The organism is Actinosynnema sp. NPDC050801, assembly GCF_040673975.1.
In the GTDB taxonomy this organism is placed as follows: Bacteria; Actinomycetota; Actinomycetes; order Mycobacteriales; family Pseudonocardiaceae; genus Actinosynnema.
This window is the reverse complement of the sequence record NZ_JBFAQZ010000007.1, coordinates 164256-180085: the sequence shown is the minus strand read 5'-3', so window position 1 is coordinate 180085 and position 15830 is coordinate 164256. Positions and strand designations below refer to the sequence as shown.

The following is a 15830-nucleotide window of genomic DNA, read 5'->3' as shown; positions in this document are numbered from 1 at the left end:
CGCTCACTTCGTCTTCGGAGCCAGCCACCGCGAGATCACGGTAGCCAGCAGGTTGAACAGCGTGATGATGATGACCAGGGTGATCGCCGCACCCCAGATCCGCTCGAAACCGGCCTGCGTCGGGTTGTTCCGCTCCGAGGTCATCAGCAGCGGCAGCGACGCCATCGGGCCGTCGAACAGGTTGTAGTTGATGTATGGCGCGTACGCGGCCAGCACGAGCACCGGCGCGGTCTCGCCCATGACGCGGGCCAGGGCCAGCATGATGCCGGTGATGATGCCGGACAGCGCGGTCGGGATGACGACCTTCACGATCGTCTTCCACTTGGGGATGCCGAGCGCGTAGGACGCCTCGCGCAGCTCGTCCGGCACGATCTTCAGCATTTCCTCGGTGGTCCGCACGATCACCGGCACCATGAGCAGCACCAGCGCCAACGACACTGCGAACCCGCTGCGGCCGAAGCCGAAGTACGTGATCCACAGCGTGTAGATGAACAGCGCGGCCACGATGGACGGCACACCGGTCAGGATGTCGACCATGAACGTGGTGGCCTTGGACAGCTTGGACCGGCCGCCGTACTCCACCAGGTAGATGCCGACGAACAGGCCGAGCGGCACGGACAGCAGCCCGCACACCAGGCCCTGCACCAACGTGCCGTAGATCGCGTGGTAGACGCCGCCGCCCTGCTGGCGGGACAGCAGACCGGACAGCGACTTCTGCCACCAGTCGCCGTCCAGCACGACCGGGAAGCCGCGCTGGATCACCACGTACAGCACCCAGATCAGCGGCACGATCGCGACCAGGAACGCCCCGTACACCAGGACGGTGGCGACGCCGTTCTTGAGCTTGCGCGCGCCGCTGACGCTCTGGAACGTCGGCGGCGTGGCGAGGCGGTTCAGGTCCGCCGTGTCGGTGGTCATTCGTACTCCTTGTGACCGGCGACGATGGCCCGGGCGATGGCGTTGACGCCGAAGGTGAGCACGAACAGCACCAGGCCGGCGGCGATGTACGCCCCCGCCGTGCGGGGGTCGTTGAACTCGGGCGCGGCCAGGGCGATCTTCGACGCGAACGTCGCGCCGCCGTCGAACAGGCTCCACGCGAACGCCGCGCCGGTGCCGCTGAGGATGATCGTCAACGCGATCGTCTCGCCGAGCGCGCGGCCGAGGCCGAGCATGGAGGCGCTGACGTAACCCGCCTTGCCGAACGGCAGCACGGTCGTGCGCACGACCTCCCACTTGGTGGCGCCCAACGCGATGGCGCCCTCGGTGTGGGTGACCGGCGTGCGGTCGAACACCTCGCGGCTGACCGCGGTGATGATCGGCAGGATCATCACGGCCAGCACGATGCCGGCGGTGAAGATGGTGCCGCCGAGCTCGATGCTGACGTTGCCCTCGGCGAACAGCGGGAACCAGCCCAGCGCCGAGGTCAGCCACTCGCCGATCGGGGTGAGCACCGGGCCGAGCACGAGCAGGCCCCACAGGCCGAAGATGATCGACGGCACGGCGGCGAGCAGGTCGATGACGTAGGCGAACGGCCGGGCGAGCCGGCGTGGCGCGTACTGGGTGAGGAACAGCGCGATGCCCAGGGCGATCGGCATCGCGATGATCAGCGCGAACGCGGACGACACCACGGTGACCAGGAGCAGGTCCAGGATGCCGTACCGCATGTCGTTGACGTCGCCGGTCGCCCATTCGCGGCTGGTCAAGAAGTTGACCTTGTCCAGCGCGAGCGACGGGATGGCCTGTAGCAGCAGGAAGATACCGATCGCCGCGATCAGGACCACGATGAAGATGCCCGATCCGGTGGCCAGACCTGCGAAGATGCGGTCACCCGGCCGAACGATGGTCTTCCGATCGGCTTCCGTGGTCGGGGGAATCGGAGCCTCCGAGTCGGGTCGAGCAGCCGGGACGCCCGCGCGGGCACCGGTCGGACCGGTGCCCGCGGGGCGTGGGGCCACTGTGCGGTCGTTCATCGCAATGGCGTTCCCGAAGAGTGTGCCGGCCTGGTCAGGCGATCGCCTTGATGGCGGTCAGCAGCTTCTCCTGGAAGGCCTTGGGCACGGGAGCGTAGCCCGCGTCCGCCAGGCCTGCCTGGCCGTCGGTCGCGGCCACCGTGAGGAACGCCTTGACGGCCTTCGCGGTGTCGGCGTCGTAGCCCTTGGAGCAGACGATCTCGTAGGTGGCCAGCAGCAGCGGGTAGGTGCCCGCCTCGGTGGAGCCGTAGATCGAGTTCAGGTCGAGGACCAGGTCGTTGCCGGAGCCCTTGACCTTGGCGCCGTCGATGGCCTTGCCGACCGAGGCCTCGTTCAGCTCGACCGCGCCGGCACCGTTGTCGATCTTGGCGATGGACAGCTTGTTGTCCTGGGCGAAGGAGAGCTCGACGTAGGTGATGGCACCGTCGACGGAGCCGACGGCCTGAGCGACACCGGCGGACTTCTCCTTGGCCTCGCCGACGCCGCCCTTGAACTGCTTGCCCGCGCCCTGGCTCCACGCGCCCTTGGAGGCGGCCTGGAGGTACAGCTGGAAGTTGTCCGTGGTGCCGGACTCGTCCGAGCGGTAGACGACCTTGATGTCCTTGTCCGGCAGCTTGGCGCTGCTGTTCAGGGCGGCGATGGCCGGGTCGTTCCACTTCTTGACGGTGCCGTTGAAGATCTTGGCGGCGACCTCGCCGGACAGCGTGAGGTCGGCGACGCCCTCCAGCTTGTAGCCGAGCGCGACCGGGCCGAAGACCAGCGGCAGGTTCCACGCCGGGTTGCCCTCGCAGCGCTCGGCCGCGCCGGCGACCTCGCCCTTGCTCTCCGACAGCGGCGAGTCGGAACCGCCGAAGTCGACCTGACCGCCGATGAACTGCTTGACGCCCGCACCGGAGCCGGAGGCGTTGTAGGCGAGGTCGGAGCCCTGGCACTTCTGCTGGTAGGCCTGGACGAACGTGTCCATCGCGTTCTTCTGCGCCGAAGAGCCCTCTGCGCTCAGCTTCGACTTGCCACCGCACTCGACCGGGGTCGACGACTCGCCGGTCGCCGGCGCCTGGCCCTGCGGGGTGTTCGCGTCGCTGCCACACGCGGTGAGCAGAAGCGCACCGGCCGCGATCAGGCCGAGTACGGCGCCGTGTCGCTTGGTCTTCACCTGGGAGTCCTCCAGCTACGGAAGCGGATTTCGCGGCGAAGCTCTGCCGCTCGACACGGACGGTAGGTAGCGAGGGTGGACAGGCGCCCAGGAGAAGGTGAACGACGGGTGAACACCACACGGGAAGTGACCGAGTACACCGCCTTTTGGGTGTCCCGTGACCTGCACGTTTGCATGGCGTGATGGGTTTGTCACTACCGGGCGTATTGGACGTCCGAGTCCCAGCGCGTGAAACCCAACCGGTCGTACACGGCCAGTGCCGCAGCGTTGTCGGACTCGACGTACAACATCACCGACGTGAGCCCGGTGTCGCGCAGGTGCGCGAGCCCCGCGAGGGTGATGGCCTTGCCGAGGCCGCCGCCCTGCGCGTCCGGGTCGACGCCCACCACGTAGACCTCGCCGAGGTCGGCGGTGTGCACCTTGGTCCAGTGGAAGCCCAGGAGTCGGCCGTCGCCGTCGACCGCGAGGAGGAACCCGGCCGGGTCGAACCAGTGCTGGTCCTCCTTCTGGCGCAGGTCCTCGATGCTCATCGCGCTCTGCTCGGGGTGCCACGCGAACGCCCGGTGGTTGACGTAGACCACCGCCGCCTCGTCCCGGCCGCGCACGAACGGGCGCAACGTGACGCCGTCGGGCAGCACGGGTGCGGGCAGGTCGCCGTCCAGCGGGCGGCGCAGGCGGAGCAGCTCGCGGACCTTGCGGTAGGCGAGCTTGGCGGCGAGCGCCTCGGCGCCGGGGTGGCCGCCGTGCGACCAGATCCGCAGGGGCTTGGCGCGGTCGGCCACGGCGTCGAGCAGCGCGGTGCCGACACCGCGACGGCGGTGGTCGGGGTGCACGGCCAGCTCGGCGACCTCGTTGCCGTCGGAGTCACCGAACACGTCCAGGTGCAGGTAGCCGACCAGCGCTTCGCCCTCACGGGCCAACAGGTGCCGGCTACCTCGCGCGTCGGGCCGAAGGCGCAGGATGACGGCCTCGCCGACAGGCGCAACGCCATCGACGGCTTGGGCAGCCCCGAGCAGGCCGGAAACCTCATCGGCCTGCCCGGGGGACAGCTCCTCGTACCAGCTCAATTCCACCCGGGAAACCTAGCCGAGTTCCCCGCGAGGTCGCGTCGGTAGGTCGAGGCTCATTCCGCGGCGATCACGCCTTTCGATCGCCGCGGAATCAGCCTCGACCTACCGATTTCCGGGCGACCTCGCCGCCGTCTGCGAAGCAGCGGCAATCAAGCACGGTAGATCAGCTCGGCTTCGTCGATCGTGTTGTCCGGCGCGTCCATGACCTGGTCCACGCGGCGCGAGCTGCCCGGGCGCGGGGGGCGGACGAACTTGTAGCCGACGTTGCGCACGGTGCCGATGAGGGACTCGTGCTCGGGGCCCAGCTTGGCGCGCAGGCGCCGGACGTGCACGTCCACCGTCCGCGTGCCGCCGAAGAAGTCGTAGCCCCAGACCTCCTGGAGCAGCTGCGCGCGGGTGAAGACGCGGCCCGCGTGCTGCGCCAGGTACTTGAGGAGCTCGAACTCCTTGTAGGTCAGGTCGAGCGGCCGGCCGCGCAGGCGGGCGGTGTAGGTCGCCTCGTCGATGACCAGCTCACCGAGCTGCAGCGAGCCGTCGCCGCCCTGCTGGGTGGTGCCACGCCGCGAGCGCACCAGGCGCAGTCGGGCGTCCACCTCGGCCGGGCCGGAGGTGGGGAGCAGGATCTCGTCCACGCTCCAGTCGGAGTTGACCGCGACCAGGCCGCCCTCGGTGACGATCGCCACCACGGGCACGTCGACCCCGCTGGAGTCCAGCAGCCGGCACAGGCTGCGCGCGGCCACCAGGTCGGTCCTGGCGTCGACCAGGACGATGTCGTGGGGACCGGCTTCCAACAGCGCCGAGACCTCCGGACGCAGCGGGCGCACCTCGTGCGGGAGGAGCGACAGCGCGGGGAGGACCGCCTCGGGGTCGGAGTCGGTGGTCAGCAGCAGCACGTCGATACTCATCGCGGGCCCTCTCGTTCGGCCGGTGCTTGGTCACCGACCAGGCACAGGCGAAGTACGGTGACCGGGCCCCGTTGCCTGCGGATGACGGAGACAATACCGGTGCACCCCACGAAAGACCCAGGTCAGCAGGTCAGAGTCACAGTTGTTTCCACAAGCGTCACGCCTGTTACATCCATGTCACACGACGCTGTCCGTCTGCACGGTCTGCATGTGAGATCGACACCCACCGTGACGGATCTCGCATTCGTGGTGGGTCACGGCTTCACCAACCACGTGCGCAAGCCGTGGGTGTTGCGCGTGTTGAGGCGGCTCGCCAGGCACGGAGGGGTCGTCGCGCTGGACTTCCGCGGCCACGGCCGCTCCGGTGGGCTGTCCACCGTCGGTAGTGACGAAATCCACGACCTCGCGGCCGGTGTCTCGCTCGCCCGCCGGTTCGGGTACCGCCGGGTGGTGACCGTCGGCTTCTCCATGGGCGCGTCCATCGCGCTGCGCCACGCGGGCCTGCACGACGACAAGCCGGACGCCGTCGCGGCGGTCAGCGCGCCGTCGCGCTGGTGGGTGCGCGACACGGTGGCGATGCGCCGGGTGCACTGGCTGCTCGAACAGCCGCACGGCCGGCTCGCCGCCCGCGCGCTCGGCGTGCGCCTCGGCCCGCCGTGGCGGACCACGCCGGAGAGCCCGCTGGAGGTGGTCCACCGCATCACCCCGACCCCACTGCTCATCGTGCACGGTGAGCTGGACCACTACTTCGACCCGGCGCACGCCGTCGCGCTGCACCGGGCCGCGGGCGGGGACGCCGAGCTGTGGTTGGAGCCGGGCGTCCGGCACGCCGAGTCGGCGATGACGCCCGCTCTGGTAGACCGGATCGCGACCTGGCTGGACGAACGCTCACGGCACCCGACCCCGCACCACCACGCAGACCGGACAGAGGGCAGGCGATGACCGCGACCGAGACCAAGCGCCGCCGTCCCACGCGCGGGCGCAAGCTGATCATCACCGTCCTCGTGGTCGGCGCGCTCCTGGTCGCGGCCGACTTCGGGTTGGCCGCGGCGGGCGAGTACCAGGTGGCGCAGAAGATGCGGGAGAAGTTCGGGCTCAGCGAGGACCCGTCGGTCCGGATCAACGGCTTCCCGTTCATCACGCAGGCCATCGGCGGCGACTACCGGGACATCGAGATCAGCGCCAGCGGCGTGCCCGTGCGCGATCAGCTGCGCGACCTGGAGATCCGGGCGAACCTCTACCACACCCGCATCGGCCTGTCGGACCTGTTGGCCGGCAACACCCGCGGCGCGAAGATCGACCAGGTCAAGGGCAGCGTCAAGATCAAGGCCAACGACCTGAACCGACTGGTCAACCAGGTCACGCCGTTCACCGACATGGCGATCGAGCCGGACAACCGCACCGAGCTGCCCGCCGGGCAGAAGCCGGACCCCACGGTGGCGGCGGTGAAGCTGTCCGGCAACACCAAGGTCGCGGGCCGCAACATCCGGATCACCGCCTACGGCACGGTGTCGCTGGTCAACGGCCAGGTGGTGATCGGCATGAACGACGTCGAGCTGGACGAGCTGGCGCTGGACGGGCTGGACGCGGTGCTCGGCGTGGTGCGCGAGGCGTTGAGCGTGACCATCGACCCGGGCGCGCTGCCCTTCACGGTGACGCCGACCGCTGTCAAGGTGGAGAGCGGCGCGTTCATCGTGGAAGGTGCCATCAACGACATCCCCCTGGACGAAGGCGGCAACTAGGTGACCGGTGCGTGGGCGCTGCTCGGTGCGGTGGTGGTCGTCGCCGTGATCGCCGCGGTGCTGCGCGCGCGGGACGGCCGGGTGCACGCGGCCAAGCCGCTGGAGAGCCTGCCCGCGGCCGTGCGCGACCTGCTCGACCTGCACACGCCGGTGACGCTGGTGCAGGTGTCGACGGCGTTCTGCTCGACGTGCCGCCGGACCCGGGCGCTGCTCGACGACCTCGCCGGCCGCACCGAGGGGCTGCGGCACGTCGAGCTCGACGTCACCGACCTGCCGGAGGTCGCGGCGGACCTCGGAGTGGTGCGCGCGCCGACGACGTTGGCGTTGGCGCCCTCCGGGGCGGAGCTCCTGAGGGTTGGCGGGATGCCGAAGCCGGACACGCTTATTGCGGCTTTGCGGCCCTACCTACCTGGACCGATCGGGTGAACCTGGGAACTCCCACCAGTTGGACGCCACTCCCGACAGCAGGGACGAGCGGCTACCCTCGCAGCCATGACCACGCTGCTGACCAAGCGACTCGCGGTGGACCTGTGCCGCGTGCGCAGCAGCCTGTGTCGCGCGGCGCGCTGACCGGGCGGCCCGGCGGCCCCGCGGACCCCTTGACGGGCGTGCGCGGCCGGCCTAACACCGCCTGAGACGGACTGCCAGTTCTGTCCACCGTCAGGAGGTCGCCGTGCCGAAAGATGCCACCGCCACGAAGGACGCGCCGGTCGACCCGCGCGGTCCGAGGTTCAGCGCCTGGATCACCTCCGCCATCCTGGCGGTCGTGCTGCTGACCGGGTCCTGGCGCCTGCTCGGCGCGCAGACCGTGCTGTTCGGGATGTGTGCGTTCATCTCGCTCAAGCTCAACCCGTGGGGCCACATCTACCGGTTCGCCGTGCAGCCGAGGATCAAGCCGACGGCCGAGCGCGAGGAAGCCGCCCCGCTGCGGTTCGCGCAGGGCGTCGGGTTCGTCCTCGCGCTGGTCGGCACGGTCGGCTACGCCACCGGCCTCACCGCGCTCGGAGTCGTCGCGACGTCCGCCGCGCTCGCCGCTTCGCTGCTCAACGCCGCGGTCGGCCTGTGCCTGGGCTGCGAGATGTTCCTGCTCCTGCGCCGCTACGCACCCGCGCTCGCCCGACCCCAGTGACAGTAGTCGCAGTACGAACGAAGAAATTGGAGCAGCTCGATGAGCCGTGAAGACGTCCTGGTCTCGGCCGCTTGGTCCGAGGAGAACCTCAACACGCCCGGCGTGGTGTTCGTGGAGGTGGACGAGGACACCAGCGCCTACGACGGGGGCCACATCCCGGGCGCGGTGAAGATCGACTGGAAGAACGAGCTCCAGGACCCGGTGCGGCGCGACTTCGTCGACCGCGAGGGCTTCGAGAAGCTGCTGTCCGCCAAGGGCATCTCCAACGACGACACGGTCATCCTCTACGGCGGCAACAACAACTGGTTCGCCGCCTACGCCTACTGGTACTTCAAGCTGTACGGCCACGACGCGGTGAAGCTGCTCGACGGCGGCCGCAAGAAGTGGGAGCTCGACGGCCGCCCGCTGGACAAGGAGCAGGTCGAGCGCGCGGCGACGACCTACACCGCCCAGGAGCAGAACCTGGCGATCCGGGCGTTCCGCGACGAGGTCGTGGACGCGATCGGCAACAAGAACCTGGTCGACGTGCGCTCGCCCGACGAGTTCTCCGGCAAGCTGCTCGCGCCCGCCCACCTGCCGCAGGAGCAGGCGCAGCGCGGCGGCCACATCCCGAGCGCGATCAACGTGCCGTGGAGCAAGGCGGCCAACGAGGACGGCACGTTCAAGTCGGACGAGGAGCTGGCCGAGATCTACGGCGAGGCCGGGTTCGACGGCTCGCGCAAGACGATCGCCTACTGCCGCATCGGCGAGCGCTCGTCGCACACGTGGTTCGCGCTGCACGAGCTGCTCGGCCACGAGGACGTGAAGAACTACGACGGTTCCTGGACCGAGTACGGCTCGCTGGTCGGCGTGCCGGTCGAGCTCGGCAGCGGCAAGGAGGCCTGATCATGAGTCTGGACGGTTGCGGCGCGCCCGAGCAGGGCGTGGACATCCAGGTCGGCGCGAACGAGGTCGTGCTGACCGGCAAGGTCCGGTCCGAGGGCGCTCCGGTCGGCGGCGCGTTCGTGCGCCTGCTGGACGCCTCGGGCGAGTTCACCGCCGAGGTCGTGTCCTCGGCCGACGGCGACTTCCGGTTCTTCGCCGCGCCGGGCACGTGGACCATCCGCGCGCTGCACCGGTCGGGCAACGGGCAGGCGTCGGTCAACGCGGAGGGGCCGGGCGTCCACCCGGTCGAGGTCGCGGTGGCCTGACCCAGGCCCTGTGGACCAGGCCCCGGAAACACGAGGCCTGGAAACACGAGGCCCGGAACACGGGCCCGGAAACACGGGGAGTGCACGGGCCCGCCCCGGCGCTACCCCTCGCCGACCCCGGTGGCGTTCGCCACCGGGGTCGGCGACTTCCGGGGCCGGGTGCCTAAACTGGGTGGGTGGAACACTTCTTCACAGGACTCCTGGTCCTCGTGTCCCTGCTGGTCGTGTGGTTCGCCGGGTACGTGGTGTACCGCCTGTTCTCCGACCAGCGGTGAGCGACAACGGGCCCGTTCCGGGCAGTGGTGACGCGGCCGTGCAGGCCGCCGCTTCGCGCGCGTCGGTGACCGGCGCGCGCAACCTGCCGCAGTTCGACGACCTGCCGATCCCGGCGGACACGGCGAACCTGCGCTCCGGTCCCTCGCTGCACGACGCCTGCCTGGCGCTGCTGCCGCTGGTCGGCGTGTGGCGCGGCGAGGGCGAGGTCGTGTACCCGACGATCGACGGCCCGTTCCGCTACGGGCAGCAGATCACGTTCGCGCACGACGGCAGGCCGTTCCTGTACTACGAGGCCCGCGCGTGGCTGCTGGACGAGCACGGCGGCGTGATCCGCCAGGCGGCCAGGGAGACCGGCTTCTGGCGCCCGCAGCCGGACGACACGATCGAGGTGCTGATCGCGCACAACACCGGGATCTCGGAGTTGTACATCGGCAAGCCGCGCAACCAGACGTCGTGGGAGCTCGCCACCGACGCGGTGGTCCGCACGGCGACCGCCAAGGACGTCACCGGCGCGCAGCGGCTGTACGGCATCGTCAACAACGGCGACCTGGCGTACGTGGAGGAGCGGGCCATGGTCGGCCAACCCCTCCAGCCGCACACCTCGGCGCACCTCAAGCGCATCGTCGGGTAGCCACCCGCGAGGTCGCGTCGCTCGTTCGCGACTCATTTCGCGACGATCACGCTCTTCGATCGTCGCGAAATCAGGCGGGAACGAGCGACTTCCCGGTGACCGAGCCCGCCGTCTGCGGAGCAGCGGCAGTCGAACACAGTTTGTTCAACAATCCTCCCTTATCCTCGACCCATGCAGCTGCGGCGTTGCGGCACGGACGGGGTGCTCGTCGAGGTCGACTCACTCGGCGAGGTGGAGGCCGTGCGCGCCGCCGTCGCCGCGGCCGGCCTGCCCGACCTGGTCGAACTCGTCCCGGCCGCCCGCACGGTGCTGATCGTGACCAGGCCGGGCGGTGCGGCGGCCGCGCGCAAGCTCCTGACCACCGTCGACCTGGCGCACCGCCCGGGGGTCGTCGGCGACGAGGTCGTCATCGAAGTCCACTACGACGGCCCCGACCTGGACCTGGTCGCCGAGACCGCGGGCCTGACCACCGCCGAGGTGGTCGACCTGCACACCGGCGCCGACTACCGGGTCGCGTTCTGCGGTTTCGCCCCCGGCTTCGCCTACCTGACCGGCCTGCCCGAACCGCTGCGCCAACCCCGCCTCGACTCGCCCCGCACCAGCGTCCCGGCGGGCTCGGTGGGCGTCGCGGGCGAGTTCACCGCCGCCTACCCCCGCGCCACCCCCGGCGGCTGGCGGCTGATCGGCCGCACCGACGCGCCGCTGTTCGACCCGCGCCGCACCGCACCGGCCCTGCTCGCCCCCGGCGACCGCGTTCGCTTCGAGGCCGTCCGATGACCCCCCGCGAACGCGAGAGTCCTACGTCCAGAGCGCGGGAGTCCTACGTCCAGGACCCCCGGGTTCAACGCCCGCGCACCCTCACCGTGCTGCGCACCGGCCCGCAGACCCTGGTCCAGGACCTCGGCCGGCCGGGCAACGCGCACCTCGGCGTCCCGCCCTCCGGCGCCCTGGACGCCCCCTCGCTCACGCTGGCCAACCGCCTGGTCGGCAACCCCGAGCACGCCGCCGGCCTGGAAGTGCTCCTCGGCGGCCTGTCCCTGCGCGCCAACGCCTCCTGCACCGTCGCCGTCACCGGCCCGTCGACCCCGGCGCTGGTCAACGGCGTCCTGCGCGACTCGCCGCTGCACCTCGCCCCCGGCGACACGCTCACGCTCGGCGCACCGACCGGCGGCCTCCGGTCCTACCTCGCGGTGTCGGGCGGCATCACGGTCCCCACCGACCTCGGCAGCCGGTCCACCGACCTGCTCTCCGGCCTCGGCCCCGCCCCGCTGCGACCCGACGACGAGCTGCCCCTCGGCGACCCGACCGGCGTGCCGGTGGGCGTGGACGTGCTGGTCGGCGTCCGGGTGCCGGACGAGCTGGTCGTGCCCGTCCTGCTCGGTCCGCGCGACGACTGGTTCGACGACCCGGCGCGCCGGCTGCGGGACGGCCGCTGGACGGTGTCCGACCGGAGCAACCGCGTCGGCATCCGCCTGACCGGCACCGCGCTCGACCGGACCGCGTGCCGGGTCGGGCAGGAGTTGCCGAGCGAGGGCCTGGTCACCGGCTCGGTGCAGGTCCCGGCCGACGGGAAGCCCGTCGTGTTCCTCGCCGACCACCCGACGACCGGCGGTTACCCGGTGATCGGCGTGGTCGCCGCACGCGCCCTCCCGCTGCTCGGCCAGGCCCCGCCCGGCACGCGGCTGCGCTTCGACCCGCAGGGCTGAACGGACGCAATTGGTCTAGACCCATTGTCAACGACCGCCGCACGACCTACGTTCGGAGGAGTTCCGGGAAAGACCGGCACGACACCAGGCCGCCGTGGTTCTCGACTGTTCCCTGTCAATCGAGAGGCACACCCTGATGCGCCGACCAGCCATCGCGCTCGTGGCCTTCGCCCTGGCCACCGCAGCGCTGTCCGCACCGGCCGCCGCCGCCACCGGCCTGACCGCCACCTTCAGCAGAACGGGCACCGCGGCCAAGTTCGTGGTCGCGAACCCCACCACCGCCGCCGTCTCCGGCTGGTCGATCAAGTTCGACCTGCCCGCGGGCGTCACCGTCAGCGGCGCGCAGCACGCCACCACCACCCAGACCGGCACCCGGGTGACCCTGACGCCCGCGTTCTACATCGGCACCATCCAGGCGGGCCGCAACACCGACCCGTACAGCCCGACGTTCACCCTCAGCCAGGCCGTCGACCCGACCACCTGCACGGTCAACGGCGCGAACTGCGACGGCAGCGGCCCACCGCCACCACCTCCCGCGCCGACCACGGCCGACTTCAGCCTGACCGGCTCGACCGGCAGGTTCGTCGTCAACAACAACACCGACGCCGTGCTCGCCGACTGGTCGATCACCTTCACCCTGCCCGCCGGCGTCACGGCGAGCGGCGCGCAGCACGCCACGATCGGCCAGACCGGCAACACCGTCACGCTCAACCCGGTGCATACAACCGGAGCGTGGGCGCGCGGCGTTCCACGGAGCCGTACAGCCCGACGTTCACGCTGAGCTCCGCCGTCGAACCGGTCACCTGCCGGGTGAACAACGCCAACTGCGACGGCACACCGGACACGCCACCCACCCCGCCGGCCAACCTGCACTCACCGGTGAAGACCACCAGGACCGTCTCGCTGGCGTGGACCGCCTCCACCCCCGGCTCGCTGCCGATCGCCGGGTACGAGGTCTACCAGGGCACGGCCCTCGCCGCCGCGGTCACGTCGACCAGCGCCACCGTCACCGGCCTCACCCCGAACACCGCCTACAGCTTCACGGTGAAGGCCAAGGACACCAAGGGCACGTCGTCCACGGCGTCCAACGTGGTGCAGGCGACCACGAACAACCCGGCCGACGACACCCAGCCGCCGACCGCGCCGACGAGCCTGCGCAGCACCGCCAAGGACGCCGGCAGCGTCACGCTGAGCTGGAACGCGTCCACCGACAACCGCGGCGTGGCCAACTACGACGTCTACCAGGGCACCGCGGTGAAGGCCACCGTCACCGGCACGACCGCGAAGGTGGACGGCCTGTCGCCGTCGACCGCGTACACCTTCACCGTCCGCGCCCGCGACCTGTACGACAACGTGTCGACCGCGAGCGACGCGATCACCGTGTCCACTTCGGACATCGTGGGCGGGTACGCGCGGGTCGGCTACTTCGTGCAGTGGGGCATCTACGGTCGCCAGTACTTCGTGAAGAACCTGGACACCAGCGGCACGGCGGCCAGGCTGACGCACCTGAACTACGCGTTCGGCAACATCGACCCGGTCAACCTGACCTGCCTGCACGGCGTCACCAAGGGCACGTCGCCCGACCCCCAGGACCCGAACCAGGGCGACGGCGCGGGTGACGCGGAGGCCGACTACAGCAGGCCGTTCAGCGCGGCGCAGTCCGTCGACGGCGTCGGCGACACCGGTTGGGAGCCGTTGCGCGGCAACTACAACCAGCTGCGCAAGCTCAAGGCCAAGCACCCGCACCTGAAGGTCCTGATCTCGCTGGGCGGGTGGACCTACTCGAAGTACTTCTCCGACGTCGCGGCCACGGACGCGGCGCGCAAGAAGTTCGTCAGGTCCTGCCTGGACACCTACATCAAGGGCAACCTGCCGGTGTACAACGCGGCGGGCGGCCCCGGCACGGCGGCGGGCATCTTCGACGGCATCGACCTCGACTGGGAGTGGCCGGGCGCGGAGGGTCACGCGGGCAACCACATCGGGCCGGACGACAAGCAGAACAACACCCTGCTGATCGACGAGTTCCGCCGGCAGCTGGACGAGCTGGGCGGGCAGACCGGCAAGCGCTACGACCTGACCGCGTTCACCCCGGCCGACCCGGCGAAGATCGAGGCCGGGTGGGACCTGCCGCGGGTGGCGAAGTCCCTGGACATCTTCAACGTGCAGGGCTACGACTTCCACGGCGCGGGCAGCGACAACTCGTGGGAGCCCAACCGGACCGGCCACCAGGGCAACCTGTACGCCGACGTGGACGACCCGTACCCGTTCCACTTCAGCGTGGAGAACGCGGTGAACGCCTACACGTCGGTCGGCGTGCACCCGCGCAAGATCACCATCGGGTTGGCGTTCTACGGGCGCGGCTGGCAGGGCGTCCAGGCCGGCGCGAAGAACGGTGAGTGGCAGTCGGCGACGGGCGCCGCGCCGGGCCAGTTCGCCGAGGAGGCCGGCACGCGGGGGTACTCGAACCTGCTGGCGAGCGTGCCGGGCTGCGCGGTCCACCACGACGAGGCGGCGATCGCGACGTCCTGCTTCACCGGCAACGGCGGGCAGTGGTGGACGTTCGACGACGTGTGGGCGATCCAGAAGAAGACCGCGTGGCTCAAGCAGCGCGGCCTGCTCGGCGCGATGATCTGGGAGATGTCCGGCGACACCGCGTCGGGCACCCTGATCAACGCCGTGGACGCCGGCCTGAAGTAGCCCGCGAGGTCGCGTCGGTCGTTCGCGTCCTCATTCCCCGGCGATCACGCTCTTCGATCGTCGGGGAATCAGGGCGCGAACGACCGACTTCCAGGCGACCTCGCCCCGCGACGCCGGAGGCGGCGCAATCCAACACAGTTCTCAACACTCGACGCGCCTTGAGTTGACCTCGATGCCGTCGCCCAGCACGGTGACCTCGCGGCAGCGCGTGCCGTCCGGCGCCTGGACGCGCACGCGCATCCACATGTCGCCGACGCCGACCCGTGCGTCCAGCACCTCGACACCCTCGGCGGCCAGCGCCGACGGGACCGCGTCGAGCCGCCGCAGCGCCCGCGCGATCGACGTCACGCGGTCCATCACCCGGTGCTCGACGTCGTCGCTGTCGTTCGCGAACGGCCAGAACGGCACGCCGTAGCCGACCGGGTCCGTGGACACGACCCGAGCCGTCAGGACCAGGAGCAGGACGGCCGGCACCACCAGGAGCCACCGGTACCGTCCCCTTCCCCGGTCGATCCGGCGGACCACCAGAGCCAAGCGCTGCACCACTCCGAGGTTGCCGAACGCCGTCACAGCGCGCATCGGTAGTTCTACGCACCGCTCGTGCCACCGCGTTCCCGCCCTCGCCTTAGGCTGCACGCCGTGCGCTTCGTCCTCGCCTCCCAGTCCCCCGCCCGCCTGGCCGTGCTCCGCGCCGCCGGGGTCGAACCCGTGGTCCGCGTCTCCGGCGTCGACGAGGACGCGCTGGCCGCCTCCCTCGCCGACCCGACGCCGGAGGAGCTGGTCACCGCGCTGGCGACGGCGAAGGCCGAGGCCATCGCCCGCGACGAGGACGACGACGCCGTGGTCGTCGGGTGCGACTCGATGCTGCGCACCGCCGACGGCGAGGTGCACGGCAAGCCCGGCACGGTCGAGGTCGCGCGCGAGCGCTGGAAGAAGATGGCGGGCACCACCGGCACGCTGCTGACCGGGCACTCGGTGCTGCGGGTGCGCGACGGGCAGGTCGTGGCGCGCGCCGCCGGGCACGAGGCGACGCTGGTCCGGTTCGGCCGCCCGACCGACGACGAGCTGGAGGCGTACCTGGCCACGGGCGAGCCGCTGCACGTCGCGGGCGCGTTCACGCTCGACGGCCTGGGCGCCTGGTTCGTGGACGGCATCGACGGCGACCCGTCCAGCGTGATCGGCATCAGCCTGCCACTCACGCGCCGGCTGCTGCGTCAAGTCGACGTCGTGGTGTCCGACATCTGGTAGCCGTTGTCACATTTTCCCTGATCCGGGAAGCTCCCCGAAGCACTTTCGCGTTGGGGGAGCTGTGGGTGAACTGCTGACGCGCCGCCGTCACATCGACTTCGGGCGCAGGACGA

At 70.7% G+C, this 15830-nt stretch carries 17 protein-coding genes and 1 pseudogene; 12 read left to right on the top strand and 6 right to left on the bottom strand.

The genetic code is table 11. The annotated features are described in order from the left end of the window. Positions 1–3: 3 nt before the first annotated feature. The 5 genes from pstA to AB0K14_RS18075 form a co-directional block, all read right to left on the bottom strand. Positions 4–918, bottom strand: coding sequence for a phosphate ABC transporter permease PstA (gene pstA / locus AB0K14_RS18095; RefSeq protein WP_360462074.1), 915 nt, complete (start codon positions 916–918; stop codon positions 4–6). Then, positions 915–1970 carry a phosphate ABC transporter permease subunit PstC gene (gene pstC / locus AB0K14_RS18090; protein WP_360462071.1) on the bottom strand — a complete coding sequence of 352 codons (1056 nt, stop codon included), beginning with the start codon at positions 1968–1970 and terminating at the stop codon, positions 915–917. The genes pstA and pstC overlap by 4 nt, the downstream gene beginning before the upstream one ends. Before the next feature lie 34 nt (positions 1971–2004). Further along, a complete protein-coding gene (gene pstS / locus AB0K14_RS18085; protein ID WP_360462068.1) occupies positions 2005–3123 on the bottom strand; it encodes a phosphate ABC transporter substrate-binding protein PstS in 1119 nt (372 codons plus the stop codon). A 194-nt stretch (positions 3124–3317) separates the two neighbouring features. Beyond that, positions 3318–4172, bottom strand: a complete 855-nt coding sequence (gene mshD, locus AB0K14_RS18080) for a mycothiol synthase (RefSeq protein ID WP_360462170.1) — start codon at positions 4170–4172, stop codon at positions 3318–3320. A 170-nt stretch (positions 4173–4342) separates the two neighbouring features. After that, positions 4343–5098 (bottom strand): response regulator transcription factor, encoded by a 756-nt coding sequence (locus AB0K14_RS18075; protein WP_360462065.1) that lies wholly within the window; start codon positions 5096–5098, stop codon positions 4343–4345. A gap of 228 nt (positions 5099–5326) precedes the next feature. Here AB0K14_RS18075 and AB0K14_RS18070 point away from each other — a divergent pair, with 228 nt between their 5' ends. The 11 genes and pseudogenes from AB0K14_RS18070 (at position 5327) to AB0K14_RS18020 (ending at position 14469) form a co-directional block, all read left to right on the top strand. Continuing rightward, positions 5327–6040, top strand: a complete 714-nt coding sequence (locus tag AB0K14_RS18070; protein WP_360462062.1) for an alpha/beta fold hydrolase — start codon at positions 5327–5329, stop codon at positions 6038–6040. Beyond that, positions 6037–6840 carry a DUF2993 domain-containing protein gene (locus AB0K14_RS18065; protein WP_360462059.1) on the top strand — a complete coding sequence of 268 codons (804 nt, stop codon included), beginning with the start codon at positions 6037–6039 and terminating at the stop codon, positions 6838–6840. Before AB0K14_RS18070 ends, AB0K14_RS18065 begins: the two co-directional genes overlap by 4 nt. Continuing rightward, positions 6841–7266, top strand: a complete 426-nt coding sequence (locus AB0K14_RS18060) for a thioredoxin family protein (RefSeq protein WP_360462056.1) — start codon at positions 6841–6843, stop codon at positions 7264–7266. 66 nt (positions 7267–7332) lie between these two features. Further along, on the top strand, positions 7333–7410 hold the full coding sequence (locus tag AB0K14_RS18055) for a putative leader peptide (RefSeq protein WP_360462167.1): 78 nt from the start codon (positions 7333–7335) through the stop codon (positions 7408–7410). A gap of 103 nt (positions 7411–7513) precedes the next feature. Beyond that, entirely contained in the window at positions 7514–7969 is a 456-nt protein-coding gene (locus AB0K14_RS18050) for a DUF4395 domain-containing protein (protein ID WP_360462053.1), read from the top strand. Positions 7970–8008: 39 nt separating this feature from the next. Continuing rightward, a complete protein-coding gene (locus tag AB0K14_RS18045) occupies positions 8009–8854 on the top strand; it encodes a sulfurtransferase (protein WP_360462050.1) in 846 nt (281 codons plus the stop codon). Positions 8855–8856: 2 nt separating this feature from the next. Then, on the top strand, positions 8857–9159 hold the full coding sequence (locus tag AB0K14_RS18040; protein WP_360462047.1) for a DUF1416 domain-containing protein: 303 nt from the start codon (positions 8857–8859) through the stop codon (positions 9157–9159). Between the two features lie 271 nt (positions 9160–9430). Next, entirely contained in the window at positions 9431–10066 is a 636-nt protein-coding gene (locus tag AB0K14_RS18035; RefSeq protein ID WP_360462044.1) for an FABP family protein, read from the top strand. A 171-nt stretch (positions 10067–10237) separates the two neighbouring features. Further along, the gene (locus tag AB0K14_RS18030) at positions 10238–10843 is read left to right on the top strand and encodes an allophanate hydrolase subunit 1 (protein ID WP_360462041.1); all 606 of its coding nucleotides are present in this window, start codon (positions 10238–10240) and stop codon (positions 10841–10843) included. An 86-nt stretch (positions 10844–10929) separates the two neighbouring features. Beyond that, positions 10930–11772 carry a biotin-dependent carboxyltransferase family protein gene (locus tag AB0K14_RS18025; RefSeq protein ID WP_360462038.1) on the top strand — a complete coding sequence of 281 codons (843 nt, stop codon included), beginning with the start codon at positions 10930–10932 and terminating at the stop codon, positions 11770–11772. Positions 11773–11908: 136 nt separating this feature from the next. Then, positions 11909–14469: pseudogene (locus AB0K14_RS18020) on the top strand (glycosyl hydrolase family 18 protein). A gap of 141 nt (positions 14470–14610) precedes the next feature. Here AB0K14_RS18020 and AB0K14_RS18015 read toward each other — a convergent pair. After that, positions 14611–15048: a hypothetical protein gene (locus AB0K14_RS18015; RefSeq protein WP_360458488.1), complete on the bottom strand. Its 438-nt coding sequence runs from the start codon at positions 15046–15048 to the stop codon at positions 14611–14613. A 60-nt stretch (positions 15049–15108) separates the two neighbouring features. On the opposite strand from AB0K14_RS18015, the gene AB0K14_RS18010 reads away from it, so the two are divergent. Beyond that, a complete protein-coding gene (locus AB0K14_RS18010; protein WP_360458485.1) occupies positions 15109–15717 on the top strand; it encodes a Maf family protein in 609 nt (202 codons plus the stop codon). Positions 15718–15830: the final 113 nt, after the last annotated feature.